We start from the raw sequence: 14784 nt of genomic DNA, 5'->3' as shown, positions 1-14784 counted from the left end.
AGTAATTTGAAAAACAGATGAAAAATATATTTTTAGTAGCAATTGGTTTCGTTCTATATATAGGGCAAATCCAAGCACAGGAAAAAAACGGGAAAGAAAAATCGCAAGTTACAACCGAAGAATTCCCATATTTTATTCCTAAAGAAAAACCCAATCGCCCTTTGAGTGCAGCAGTAGCGCGTAATTATGACGCATACGAAGCCATTCGGCCAGAACAAAATGAATTGTACACACAATTTAAATACACCGAATTAAAAGGGTTTGATTATAATGGCGGAGACGGAACGATTACACGACGTGACCCATCCAAAGTTATTTTCGAAAATGGTAAGTATTACGTTTGGTATACAGGTCGCAAGACAGCAGTAAAAGCAGTTGGAATGTCGAGAGCTAAAGAAGCTACAGACGTTATTCCATCTTCCGATTGGGATTTGGCGGATATTTGGTATGCCACTAGCAAGGACGGATTTACTTGGGAAGAACAAGGGATTGCAGTAGCGCGTCCTCCAAAACCTCAAGCGGGTTGGCGCTCGGTAACTACATCAGACATTTTGAAGTTCAAAGGAAAATATTATTTGTATTACCAAGCATTTATGGAAGCTAGCGGTTTACGAGGTGATTTTTGTCCTGTGGCGGTTTCTTATGCTGATTCTCCCGATGGACCTTGGACTTCGGCAAACAAAGTAGTTATTCCTAATGGACCTGAAGGTTCGTGGGACCAATATTCTATCCATGATCCGTATCCTCTTGTACATGATGGGAAGATTTATTTGTACTATAAAGGAGATTTCGATAAAAAACCAGAATTGAATCCTTCAAAAATAAGAATGCAAGGTTTGGCAATTGCCGATAATCCATTGGGGCCGTTTACAAAACATCCACTAAATCCAGTATTGAATTCGGGTCACGAAACCACTTTGTTCCCGTATAAAGAAGGCGTAGCGGCCTTAATTATTAAAGACGGAATGGAACACAATACCATTCAATACGCAAAAGACTGGGTCAATTTTGAAATCGCTTCTATCACAGAATTACTTCCAGTCGCAGCAGGGCCATTTGTACCTGATGCTTTTACAGATACCAAAAACGGACAAGGAATTACTTGGGGGATTTCACATTTTATTAATGCTGGAGGCGATTGGAACCATACAATTCTAGCTCGTTTTGATTGTGATTTAAGTCAAACTATAGACGATCAACAAATGAAAGAACATCATTATAATTATAGTCCAGAATTTCATTATACCCATAAATTAAGTGAAAAACAGCTGGAACGCATCCAACAACAAACGGATAATTTAAAAAACTAGCTTTACAGAATTAGGAAAAAACACTTACCCATTTCTAAAAGAATTCGATAAAAAATAAAATTTAAATCATGAAAATATATAGAAATAGAACGCTCGCTTGTACTACAATAGGATTAGCGCTGTTGTTTTCAGCTTGTAAATCAGGGAGTGCCATTGCTTCTAAGAAAGTAGAAAAATACAAACCCAATTCCGAATCCCTTTCCAAACATGGGTCGGCGCCAGAATGGTTTGCAGACGCCAAATTGGGGATTTATTTTCATTGGGGACCTTACAGCGTTCCCGCTTTTGGAAGCGCTTGGTATCCTAGAAATATGTATATCGAAGGTTCAAGAGATCAAAAATTTCACGAAGAAAAATTTGGAAAAATTAATGAATTTGGATATGAGGAATTTATCCCGATGTTCAAAGCAGAGCATTTTGATCCAGAGGAATGGGCAGAATTATTTCAATCTACTGGCGCAAAATTTGCGGGTCCAGTAGCGCAACACCACGATGGATTTGCCATGTGGGATAGCAAAATAAATCCTTGGAATGCCAAAGATATGGGCCCCAAAAGGGATATTTTGGGAGAACTTTTTGCAGCTTTAAAAAAGCGTGACATGAAAACGATTGCCACTTTTCATCATGCTCGAAATGGTCAGCGTAATGCCAATATTCCTGAAAATTGGAAGACGGGTTACAACAGCCATTATCCCTATCATCCAGACCTACCAACGGCGACCAAAGATCCGTTGCTACGTAAATTGTTTGGTAATTTTGAAACTATTGAAGAGTTTAACAAATATTGGTTAGACCAAGTAAATGAAGTTGTTGATAAATACAGTCCCGATATTTTATGGTACGACTCCTGGTTGAATTTGATTCCAGAAAAAGAAAGAATGGAAATGGCAGCGCATCATTTTAATAATGGTATCAAGAACAATAAAGAGGTAATGTTGGCGCATAAACAAGAAGATTTACCGCTTGAATATAGCGTGTTGGATTACGAACAAGGAGGAAGAAGAGATTCTTGGCCATCTCCTTGGATGACTGATATTACTATTGGAGAAAGTAAATGGATGTATGTAGAAGGGCATCCTTATAAAACGGCAGATTTGGTTATTCGAAATATGATTGATGTTTGGAGTAAAAACGGAATTGTATTGTTGAATGTTTCACCACGTGCTGATGGCGTTATCAATCAAGAACAAAGAACTATTTTAAAACAAATTGGCGATTGGATGAAAGTACACGGTGAAGCGGTTTACGGAACTCACCCACACACTATTTTTGGTTACGGAACCGCAAGTGCTGGTGATGGGCATCATGGAGGACAATCTGCTACTGTAAATTATACCGAAGACGATGTACGATTTACCATTTCAAAAGATAAAAAAGCCATGTATGTATTCTTTTTAGGGAAACCTCAAAAAGGGAAAAAAATTGATATGAGAGCTATTGGAGGACATCATCGTAATATTCCAGCTTCTCCAATAAAAAATGTAAAATTATTAGGATCGAATGCCAAAGTGCAATGGGAACTAACCACCGAAAGTTTTTTCCTGACTATGCCAGATACTCCAATGAATGACTTGGCAACTGTGTTTAAATTTGAATTAGAATAAAACAAAAAAACTCATATGATCTCTAATCAAGGACATTTGTAGGACAACAATTTGATTTGATTCTGTAGTTTTGGAAAGTTAGAATACCCATTAAGATTTATTTTAGAATCCTAAATGGGTATTCACTAATTTATAAAAACAAACGAATGAAATCAAGTAGATTTATAATGATGTTGTTATTTGCCAATATCATAACTTTAAATGCACAGCATAAGCAACCTAATATTCTATTTATTTCAATAGATGATTTAAGATCCGAACTACATGCTTACGGTGTTGCAGATATGATCACTCCCAATTTGGATGCCATCGCAGCACAAGGCAGATTGTTCAAGAGGCATTATGCACAAGTCCCAACTTGTGGACCATCGAGAATGGTAATGTTAACCGGAAAAAATTTAACTTCGAGTGATGAAATTTCACACCCTCTTTTAGGAAATAGATTAGCAGGAAAACCAGAGACAGACAATCCAGAAACTTTTATTCATCATCTAAAAAGGAATGGGTATTATACGGTGGGAATGGGAAAAATCAGCCATAGTATCAGCGGAAGAAGAGGCAAAGAATTAGAATTACCTCATAGTTGGAATGATTTTGTCACTAATCCAGATGCTTTTCAAATGTATGCTGGTGGCGAGCATCGAGACGCAAAGAAAACACCCCCTTTTGAAATGTTGGACGTTGCCGACGAGGTATATCCTGATGGTAGAGTAGCACAATTTGCAGTAAAAGAATTAGAAAAAAGAGCCAATGCCAAACAACCATTTTTTATGGCAGTAGGTTTCCTTAGGCCACATTTGCCCTTTTCTGCTCCAAAAAAATACTGGGATTTGTATGATAGATCGAAAATGAATTTGTCACCCAATCCCGATGCTCCAAAAAATGTAGCTGATGAGTTTTTACACAATAGTGAAGAATTTTTTGGACAGTATTATTCTCCCGAAAAAGGAGGTGCTCGTAAACGCATTTCAGATGCTTACGCCAAACAAATTATTCATGCCAATCACGCTGCAGTTTCTTTTGTAGATGCACAAGTGGGCAAAGTGATGGATAAACTAAAAGAATTGGGACTGGACAAAAATACGATTGTCGTAGTTTGGGGAGATCACGGTTGGCATTTGGGAGATCAAACTATTTGGGGAAAACATAGTGCTTTCGAAAATGCATTAAATAGCGCCATGATTGTCAAAACACCTCAGATGAAAAAAGCAGGAATTCCGTCAAATAGTCTAATTGCTTCGGTAGATATTTATCCTACCCTATGCGAATTAACAGGAATTCAAAAACCCAAAGGACTAGATGGCACCAGCTTTGCTCCTATTCTTGACAATCCAAAAAATGAAACTCGAACAGAAGTACTTAGTTATTGGAAAGATGTTGTTAGTATGCGTACAGATAGGTATCGCTTAGCAATTTAATGACGGCAAAAAGCAAAAAATGATGTTGTATGATCATCTAAAGGACCCTCATGAAACTGTAAACATAGCAGAGGAAAGTCCCAAAATTATAGCTGAATTATTGCCTTTGCTAAAAAAGCAGAACAATGGGTATCTAACTCAAATTAAGTAGTTTGGAAATATCTTTTGCAATATAAATAGGCTTAAGGAGAAGGATTGTTTATACGATTAAAGTATCACTTCAAAAAAGATCTAGGTCCAATTGCTTTTCAAAGACGCTGCGTTAATAACTGTAGTTGTACAATAATATAGCTTATGAAAAGTTGATTTTAGCCATAATTAATTAATTAATTAATTTGTCGATTTTATATTGAGTGAATAGGCTAGTTTTTTACTAGCCTATTTTGTTTTTATAAAAAAAGCACAGTGATGCTTTTATTAAAATAAATTAAGTAAGATCACTTTTTTTATTGAAATTTATCGAAAACACTCTTAAATGTTGCTCTTTTTTACTCACAGAGACAGTAGATAAACTCACAAAGAATACTTTGGTGTAATATTACTTTACATTTGTAATGCGAAATAGTAATGCAATGCTTGGTATTTAATAGATATCAGGTATAAAAATAATTAAAAGTTAAATACAGCCTAATCTTGGGTAAATATGAAGAGAAAAGTAGGTGCGTTTTAATGTAGCTTGCGTTCTCTTTTTATTATAAGTCGAAAATAATAAAAGATAATTATAATGAAAAATCAAATCAACATCCTTCGTTTTGCTATTCTACTCGCATGTACGGCGCTAGTAGTGACGTCTTGTGCGGATAAGAAAGAAAATAAAGAAGACACATCATCCAGTAAACCCAATATCATCCTTTTCGTAGCCGATGATCACGGTGCTGATGCTTTGGGTTGTTACGGTAATCCCGTGATAAAAACCCCAAACTTAGACCAATTGGCGGCTGAAGGAACTCGTTTTACTAATGCTTATTGTACCAGTGCGAGTTGTGCGGCCAGTCGTTCGGTTTTGTTATCAGGTAAATTTGGTCACGCTACGGGTTCTTATGGTCACGTGCATGATTACCATCACTTTAGTACCTATGATACCATCAAATCATTACCAGTTTTATTAGAAAAAGCAGGATATACAACCGCTAGAATTGGTAAATACCATGTAGCTCCAGAATCAGTTTATCATTTTCAAACGGTGTTAGAAGCTGATCCTCGAAGTACTTTCGAAATGGCTGAAAAATGTAAAGACGTTTTAAATTCAGACAAACCCTTTTTCTTGTATTTCTGTACAGATGATCCTCACCGTGGTGGACCTTTTCGTCCTGTAGATTGGAAAACACCAAACAGTTTTGGAAATAAAGCCGATGGTTACCCAGGTGTAAAAACAATAGTTTACGATCCTAAAGACGTTTTAGTACCCGATTTTATGCCCGATACCCAACAAAGTAGAGAGGAAATTGCGCAGTACTACCAAAGTATTTCTAGAATTGATCAAGGTTTTGGAAAATTAATGGCCATGTTGAAAGAAACTGGAAAGGACAAAAACACGATTGTAATCTATATATCTGACAACGGAATGGCATTTCCAGGTGCTAAAACTACGGTTTACGAACCCGGAATTAAATTGCCTTGTATCATCAAAGATCCCTTCGAATCTAAAAAAGGTTCTGTAAATAATGCGATGATTTCGTGGGTAGATATGACGCCAACGATTTTAAAAATGGCTGGAGTAGACGCAGGAAAAAACAAGTTCCATGGTCATTCTTTTGAGAGAATTATTGGCGAAGAAAATCCAAAAGGTTGGGACGAAATTAATGCCTCACATACCTTTCATGAAATCACCATGTATTACCCAATGCGTGTGGTGCGTAAGGGAGATTACAAATTGATTTGGAATATTGCCTATCCGTTAGAATATCCATTTGCATCTGATTTATGGGATTCTTCTACTTGGCAAGCGGTGTACAGAAACAAAGCGCAGTTTTATGGAAAACGTAAAATTCAAGACTTTTTGCACCACCCACAATTTGAATTATTCGACTTGAAAAAAGATCCAAATGAGAGTGTCAATTTGGCTACTGATAGTAAATTTCTACCTGTTTTGAATGACATGAAATCGAGACTTAGAGAATTTCAAAAGAATACGCAAGATCCTTGGATTATTATGTGGGGTGACCACGACAATAGTTTTCAAGGAACAGGAGTACATCTTTAAAAAATAAACACACACATTTTAAACTAATAATATGAATCCATCTTTTTTAAAAATCATGACTGCATTAGTGCTGTTTGTATCTTTTCAATCGACTGCAAAATCGGTAATTAATATCAAGCATCAGGAAGGTGACATGACTGCAATAGTGCGAAAAGCTATTGCCGATAATACCGATAAGGAACTTACTATTGTATTCGAAAAAGGAAAGTATCTTTTTCTGCCCGATTATGCAGTAGATAAATACAGTTACATTACCAACCACGGAAACGGACTCAAAAAAATCATTTTTTTATTAGAAGGATATGATTCGGTTGCGATTGAAGGGAACGGATCTGAATTTATTTTTCATGGTCAAGTAGCTCCTTTTCAAATTAAAAATTGCAAGAAAGTAACAGCCAAAAACTTTACTATTGATTGGGATATTCCTTTTGTTTTTCAAAGTGAAGTAACCGCTGTCAACAAAGCCGAAGATTGGATCGAAGTGAGACCATTTACCAAAGGTTTTTCGTGGAAATTAGTTGGAGAACAAATTTATTTCCCTGATATCGATGGTTTTTCGTTTTTTGAAATGGGAAGTACTTTGGCTTTCGACCCAAAATTAAAACGTGTTGCTCAAGGGGCGTATGATATGTCAAGCCGCCCGCGTTGGGTAGAAAAACGACCAAACGGAATTTTAAGAATCCACGAAAAACTAAAACGATACACGCCAGAAGTAGGGAATGTTTTGAATTCAAAAGGCGAAAGTGAGCAAAATCGATATGCACCAGCTTTTCAAACCTTAAATTCTCAAAATATTCTGTTCGAAGGAATCACGATTCACCATGCTTTAGGAATGGGATTTTTATTCGAAAGATCTGAAGAAATTGTAATTTCAAAATGCGGCATTTTTGTTCGTCCAGGTTCGGATAGAGTCGTTTCTACGATTGCCGATGCTACACACTTTAGCAACTGTAAAGGAAATATTTTGATCGAAAACTGTAAGTTTCAACACATGCTAGACGACGGTACAAACGTTCACGGAACTTATGTAGAAATCAATAAAATTGTTGATTCGAAAACAGTGATTGTCGAGTTGAAACATTTTGAGCAGTTAGGATTTGAATTTGCTGGAATAGGGGACGAAATGTGGTTCATTCAACAGCCAAGTCCAGACCGTGCTTCTGTTAATAAAGTTGCTGAAGTACTTACAATCAACGATCGTTTCATTCAAATTACCTTCGAAAACAACCTTCCTTCGAATTTAAAACAAGGAGATAATTTAGAAAACAAAACATGGAATCCTGTATTTACCATGCGTGGTTGCACTATTAATGACCATCGTGCACGAAATGTGATTATCAAAACACCATTAAAAATTATTATCGAAAACAATGATTTTTCGTCTATGATGTCTGCTATTCAATTGCGCGGTGATAATTATTATTGGTTCGAATCTGGAGCAGTAGCAGATGTCACTATACGTAACAACCGTTTTGTACATTGTGCTTACGGTGGTGCTGAATCCGCTATTTTGTATGTAACACCAAGACTAGGAAAAACTTTTGATGATAAAGCTTTTTTTGATCGAAATATTACTTTCGAAAACAATACCATAGAAACTTTCGGTAGTCGCATTATTTGGACCGACCGTGTAGATGGATTGAAAATCACTGGAAATACAATTACCCAAACTAAGGAAGCGACAGATTTATATCCAAATTCTCCTATGTTTGATTTGATTAATTGCAACAACATAGAGATTTCAAAAAACACTTATAAAGGAGAAAATAAAAATATTTTGAAAGCTGATGAAACTTCTAAGAAGAATTTAAAAGTAAAGGGGAATAAAGGGTTTTAAATTATAGAATTACCTTTTGTAAACCATTACCAAATGAAATAGTATTAGTTCTCTATGCTAATAATTTGGTAATGGTTTTGTTTTTTATGGAAAAAGTTCGATTCTAAAGTGTGTAATAAAGCTTCTAAATCAGGGTATTTTATGTAAATTGTGGCATTCAAAATCGACCATTAAAATGAAATTATTTAGATTCCTTTTCCTGCTATGCTTTCCTTTTGTTTTTAACGCTCAAGTCACAAAACCCAATGTTGTTTTTTTATTAGTAGATGATGTAGGTTGGGGCGATTTTGGCTGTTATGGATCTCAGTTTTACGAAACGCCAAATATTGATAAACTTGCCAGTCAGGGAATGTTATTTAACAATGCTTATGCGGCTTGCACCGTTTGTTCCCCGAGTAGAGCCGCTATTTTGACGGGTTGTTATCCAGCAAGATTGCACTTGACCGATTGGATTGCAGGACACAAAAGACCTTACGATAAACTTGCCGTTCCAGATTGGAAAATGAAAATTGACCATGAAAGAACCGTACTTCCCGAAGCGATGAAGGAAGCGGGTTATACAACAGCTTTCTTTGGGAAATGGCATTTAATGCCTGAAGGGCAAGCTGATTTTGACCAGCATTATCCAACCGACCACGGTTTTGATACCAATGTAGGAGGAAGAGACTGGGGACAACCCAAAGGTCCAGGAAAATATTTTTCACCTTTTGATATGCCAAATTTAGCAGACGGTAAACCAGGCGATTATTTGACCAATAGATTGACAGATGCTGCCGTGGACTTTTTGGATAAAACCAAAAAGGACAAACCGTTTTTATTGTATTTCTCTTATTACACCTTGCACGGTCCATTAATGGCGCCGCCAGAATTAGTGGAAAAGTACAAGAAAAAAGCAGAGAACTTCGAGAATCCAAAAGACGAATTCTTAAATTTTGCTAGAGCAGGAATGGTCGAAAGCTTGGATAAAAGTGTTGGTCGAATTATGGATAAACTAAAAGAATTGGGTATCGAAGACAATACCATTATCATTCTAACTGGAGATAATGGTGGAGACAATTCAAAAACAACTGGAGGATTAAAAGGATACAAAGGCCTTTCGTATGAAGGAGGCGTAAGAGAACCGTTTATGGTAAAATGGAATAATAAAATCAAAGCAGGAACTAAATCAGATGAAATGGTAATAGGAACAGATATTTACCCAACTATTTTGGACATGGCAGGACTTTCGTTGCGCCCAGAGGAACATAAAGATGGAATTAGTATTTTGCCTGTTTTAACGGGCGAATTTTCGAAACTAGGACGTGATGTTTTATTTTGGCATTATCCGCATTACCACAGAACCAATCCCTATGGAGCAGTTCGTCACGGTGATTGGAAATTGATCGAATTTTATGAAGATGGAGCATTAGAATTATACAATCTAAAAGTTGATCCAAAGGAGGAAAATAATTTGGCCACCACAGAAAAGTCAAAAGCGAAGCAATTGCTCAAAGAATTGCAAGCGTGGCGAAAATCAGTAGATGCTCAAATGCCTACCCCAAATCCCAATTATGATCCTGCCAAAGTCGATAAAAAAAAGGCGTATTAAAAGTGGCAAAATATATGTATTGATAACTTCTGGATGTAGCTTTTGTACTTTTCAAAAAACAATTCGTTTCGGTAAAATGGTACCAAGAAAATGATGGGGGAGAAGCCAAAGCCGAAATTTGGATTCGTTACAGTGCCAAAGATGAAGGTAAAACAGGAAGTGCTATAAAACTCACCGTAAACGGAAAAGTACTGAACGAGAAACTTGAATTACCCAATACCAAAAATCTAGGCTCCAATTGGAATATCGTAAAAGTCAAAATCAAATTGTGTCGTGGTGCCAATAGCTACAAAATCGAACCCGCTGATGGCTCGACTTTCGCCATTGATGAGATTGTGATTAAGTAATAGTTTCGATTAATATATAAAAAACAAAAAGAACTTCAGCCCTGATTATTTTGGGGTTGGAGTTCTTTTTCTTGTTTTAGCTGAGGATTTAATAGTAGCTGTATTCTGCTTTTTTCTTTTCGAAAGTCAAATCATAATTCGTACCACAGTTCGCGTGAGGGATTGTAGCGGCATCCTTTTTGGTCCCAATTTTTTTCGGGGCCAAAAAGATATAGCGAAAAGCCCGGCCCGTAGTCCCGAAACTTCGGGATGACGAAGGGACACGCCCAAGCTAGTATTATCCTCCCCAATAATTTGTATTTGTCCGTCCTTCAGGACCTTAAAAATGTCTTTATTTGGAATGTAATGTTTTTGTAAGGTCGTTTTCTTGGTATTTTGGTGGTTTTTTAAGAAAATTGCAACAAATATGAACCCGTGAATACAATTGATTTACGTCTAACTATAAAAGTTCTAGAGTGAGTGATTAGCTTTACAAGAACCAAAACCAAAACTATTACGAAATTATGGAACGCAGAAAGTTTTTTCAAACCGGAGTTAAGGGAGCGATTGCAGCAAGTTTTTTGCCATTATTTGGCGATATCAGTGCGGCTCCTATTAAAGTAGAAGACATACAGTTATTTGACTTGGATGAATCTAATAAAAAAATAAAACGCCCTACCAAAAAGAAAAAAAACATGAGCTACGATGTCGTGGTGGTAGGAGCTGGAATGGCAGGAATATCGGCCGCAGTGGCAGCGGCAAGAACAGGTGCAAAAACGGTGTTGGTGCAAGATAGACCCGTTTTGGGAGGAAACGCTTCGAGTGAAGTTCGTGTGACCGTAAATGGCGTTCAGAGTTTACAAAATAAGTTTAAAGTTGACCGAGAAACGGGAATCATTGAGGAGATCATGATCGAAAATTTATATTACAACTCACAAGAATCCTATCATGTGTGGGATCACGTTTTATATGATTTTGTCGTTCGTCAGCCCAATTTGACTTTGATGTTGAACACTCAAGCGGTAGACGTGGAAATGAGTGGTGACGAAATAAAAAAAGTAATTTGTTGGCAATTAACCAGCGAAACAGAATATACCTTGGAAGGCAAAATGTTTTGCGATTGCTCTGGTGACGGATTGATGGCGGCAATGGCTGGAGCAGAATTCCGTACGGGACGTGAAGGCAAAGCCGAGTTTGGTGAATCTTTCGCACCAGACCAACCAGACAATTGGGTGATGGGAGATTGTATTATGATGAGTACAAAAGATATGGGGAAACCAGTGCCTTTTTATCCGCCATCATACATGTTGCCTTTTGATGCTAAAAAAGCATTTAAGGACAAGCATCGAAAAATAAAGAATGTCAAAGAAGGCTATTGGTGGATTGAAGTCGGCAGTAATATCGATATTATTGATACTCGTGAAGAAAATCGTCATAAATTGATGGGATATTTTTATGGGGTTTGGGATCATATCAAGAATTCGGGAGATTTTCCAGAATCCAAAAATATTGCTTTGGACTGGGTGGGGTCTTTACCTGGCCGTAGAGAATCACGTCGTTTTATGGGGGACTATATCTTAAATCAAAAAGATTTGGAAGAATACAAACATTTTCCGGACGCAGTCGCTTTTGGCGGTTGGTCTTTGGACGAGCATTGTCCGGGTGGAATTGAAAATTTGGACGAACCCGCGAGTTTCTTTCATTCGAACTTTAAACAAATATATGAAGTACCCTTTAGAAGTTTGTATTCGAAAAACATTTCCAATTTGTTGTTTGCAGGTCGTAATGTAAGTGTCAGTCATATGGCGCTGTCATCCACTCGTATCATTAGTACCTGTGCTATGATGGGGCAGGCGGTTGGAACGGCTTCGGTGCTTTGCATCAATAAAGGAATTACGCCTCGAAAATTAGCAACCAATCATATTACCGAATTACAAGAGCAATTGCTTCGTGATGATTCATATTTCCCCAATCGTCCTGCGAATGATTTGTACGATTGGGCAAAGAAAGCAAGTTTGATTTTTGCCTCTTCGACGACTTCTGGTGATGCCAAATTGTTATTGGATGGTGTGGGTAGGGACGAAGTGGAAAAAATTCACCACTGGCAATCTGACGGACTGAATGCCGAATTGCAACTAGAATGGGACAGTCCTATAAAATTGACGAAAGTCGAAATGAAGTTTGATACCAATTTGCAGCGCCGTATCATGATGCATAAAAATCCAGATAAAGCGACAGAATTGGGTCAGGTTTCAGGTGTTCCGCCAGAATTAATAAAGAATTTTACTGTTGAAGCACGTGTAAGCGGAAAATGGGTAGAAGTAGCGAAAGTAACTAATAACAAAACCCGTTTGGTGAAAACACAATTCCCAGAAGTGTCAACAACTGCAGTTCGATTGAAATTAGCAGATACTCATGGTGCCAAAAACGTGAAAATGTTTGAGATTCGTTGTTATTCTTAATAAAATAAGTGATTTTTGATGGTTAGATTGTGTTGTCGATCCCATCAAAGGTTCTCGCTACACTTTTACCTCCAAAAGCTATCGCATTTGGATGTAAAAGCACTCGAACTGACGTTTGTCGTTTACCGTCAGTTCGAGTGTTTTTATGAAGCGTAGCGGAATAAAAGCGTATCGAGAACTCGTTATAGATTTTAACAATGGTTCTCGATACACTTGTGATTCCAAAAACTGTCGCATTTTGAATTACAAGCACTCGAACTGACGAAAATAAAGTACATAACCCAAAATAGTTCTAACAATAAAATAATATGATAAGTTTTCTAATTAGTATTCTGATTTTGGTGGCGGGCTATTTTATCTACGGTAATTATGTCGAAAGAAAGTTTGGTGCCGACTCCAGTCGAGAAACGCCAGCAATCAGCAAAGAAGACGGCGTAGATTTTGTTCCGCTAAAGTTGGGAAAAATCTTTTTAATTCAGTTTTTGAATATTGCAGGATTGGGGCCTATTTTTGGGGCCATTGCAGGAGCGCTGTGGGGACCAGTTGCGTTTTTATGGATCGTTTTTGGTAGTATTTTTGCGGGATCGGTTCATGATTATTTGTCCGGAATGTTATCAGTACGTCATGGCGGAGATTCGATTCCAGAGATTGTAGGAGTATATTTAGGGAAGTCGGTTAAGCAATTCATGCGTGTGTTTGCAGTGCTTTTATTAATTTTAGTAGGAGTCGTTTTTGTAGTTGGACCCGCCACGATTTTACAAGAATTAACAGGTACAGATACTTCAATACTTATTGTCATTATCTTTATTTATTATTTGCTTGCGACCATATTACCGATCGATAAATTAATCGGGAAAATTTATCCCTTGTTTGGATTATCACTATTAATCATGGCCGTTGGTTTGTTTGGAGCTTTACTTTTAGAAGGCTATACGATTCCCGAAATCACTACTGATACTTTCAGAAACATGCACAGCAATCCTGTTGATTATCCGCTGTTTCCATTATTGTTTATTACGATAGCTTGCGGTGCGATTTCTGGTTTTCACGCCACGCAATCGCCTATGATGGCACGTTGCATCACCAATGAGGCGCATGGAAAAAAAGTGTTTTTTGGCGCTATGATTACCGAGGGAATTGTAGCTTTGATTTGGGCTGCCGTGGCTATGGCTTTTTTTGGTGGTGTAAAAGAACTAGGAGCGACTATGGCCGAGGAAGGTCATAATGCCGCTTGGGTGGTAAATATCATTTGCAATACCATGCTAGGAAAAGTGGGTGGTATTCTGGCCATTTTTGGAGTGGTGGCAGCACCAATAACATCGGGTGATACTGCTTTCAGAAGCGCTCGATTAACCATTGCCGATTCGCTGCAATTAGATCAAAAAAAGTTAAGCCAACGATTGATGGTTTCGATTCCGATTTTTGCCATTGCTATTGCGTTGACCAATATAGATTTTGCAATTATTTGGAGGTATTTTGGTTGGTCCAATCAAGTGTTGGCAACGGTGGTACTTTGGGCAGCCGCAGTTTATATTAAAAAAGAAGGAAAGACCGCTTGGTTTGTGTTAGCCCCTGCAGCATTTATGACTGCTGTTGTGGTAACCTATATTTTGGTAGCTCCCGAAGGGTTTCAATTGGATTATACTTTATCTTATTGCACAGGAATTGTAGTTGCGTTGCTATTATCAATTTGGTTTGTTCTTTCGAAAAAAGAGGGTGTTTCAAAAGATAAGAATGTTTAATTTATTAACGTGTTTTAAGTGAAATTAAACTGTTGTTATAAATATTGCTTTTACTAATACATGTTTAATTAATAAATATCTGTAAGTTAAAAAATTATAGGTCAGCTTTTTGTATCGAATAAAATAGCATTTTGGTATTAAAAACTGTCTAATTTAAAGGCGCAAATGCCTTGTGAAAATCTGAATTGGAAGGTGTGGTTTACTGCTACAAAGTTGACGAGAAAATCTCCTTGCTTTACTTCAAAAATAATTTTATTAATAAAGAAAACCCAAGTTTTGAGTTAGTCAAAAAAT

The 14784-nt window shown here is 37.2% G+C and carries 8 protein-coding genes; all 8 read left to right on the top strand.

Features of this window, described 5'->3' with window-relative positions; genetic code table 11:
* Positions 1–17 precede the first annotated feature (17 nt).
* The 8 genes from ABZP37_RS15700 to ABZP37_RS15665 all read left to right on the top strand — a co-directional run bounded on the left by ABZP37_RS15700 (position 18) and on the right by ABZP37_RS15665 (position 14490).
* Positions 18–1310 carry a family 43 glycosylhydrolase gene (locus ABZP37_RS15700; protein WP_366184040.1) on the top strand — a complete coding sequence of 431 codons (1293 nt, stop codon included), beginning with the start codon at positions 18–20 and terminating at the stop codon, positions 1308–1310.
* Between the two features lie 68 nt (positions 1311–1378).
* Positions 1379–2914 (top strand): alpha-L-fucosidase, encoded by a 1536-nt coding sequence (locus ABZP37_RS15695; RefSeq protein WP_366184039.1) that lies wholly within the window; start codon positions 1379–1381, stop codon positions 2912–2914.
* Positions 2915–3060: 146 nt separating this feature from the next.
* Entirely contained in the window at positions 3061–4332 is a 1272-nt protein-coding gene (locus tag ABZP37_RS15690) for a sulfatase (RefSeq protein WP_366184038.1), read from the top strand.
* A 724-nt stretch (positions 4333–5056) separates the two neighbouring features.
* Positions 5057–6535 carry a sulfatase gene (locus ABZP37_RS15685; RefSeq protein WP_366184037.1) on the top strand — a complete coding sequence of 493 codons (1479 nt, stop codon included), beginning with the start codon at positions 5057–5059 and terminating at the stop codon, positions 6533–6535.
* Between the two features lie 31 nt (positions 6536–6566).
* On the top strand, positions 6567–8372 hold the full coding sequence (locus tag ABZP37_RS15680; RefSeq protein ID WP_366184036.1) for a right-handed parallel beta-helix repeat-containing protein: 1806 nt from the start codon (positions 6567–6569) through the stop codon (positions 8370–8372).
* A 175-nt stretch (positions 8373–8547) separates the two neighbouring features.
* On the top strand, positions 8548–9960 hold the full coding sequence (locus tag ABZP37_RS15675) for a sulfatase (protein WP_366184035.1): 1413 nt from the start codon (positions 8548–8550) through the stop codon (positions 9958–9960).
* 850 nt (positions 9961–10810) lie between these two features.
* A complete protein-coding gene (locus tag ABZP37_RS15670) occupies positions 10811–12748 on the top strand; it encodes an FAD-dependent oxidoreductase (RefSeq protein WP_366184034.1) in 1938 nt (645 codons plus the stop codon).
* 308 nt (positions 12749–13056) lie between these two features.
* Positions 13057–14490, top strand: a complete 1434-nt coding sequence (locus ABZP37_RS15665) for a carbon starvation protein A (RefSeq protein ID WP_366184033.1) — start codon at positions 13057–13059, stop codon at positions 14488–14490.
* The last annotated feature ends 294 nt before the right edge of the window (positions 14491–14784 follow it).

Source organism: Flavobacterium ovatum (assembly GCF_040703125.1).
GTDB classification, from domain to species: domain Bacteria; phylum Bacteroidota; class Bacteroidia; order Flavobacteriales; family Flavobacteriaceae; genus Flavobacterium; species Flavobacterium ovatum.
The sequence above is the reverse complement of the archived record's forward strand: the minus strand, read 5'-3'. Positions and strand labels throughout refer to the sequence as shown.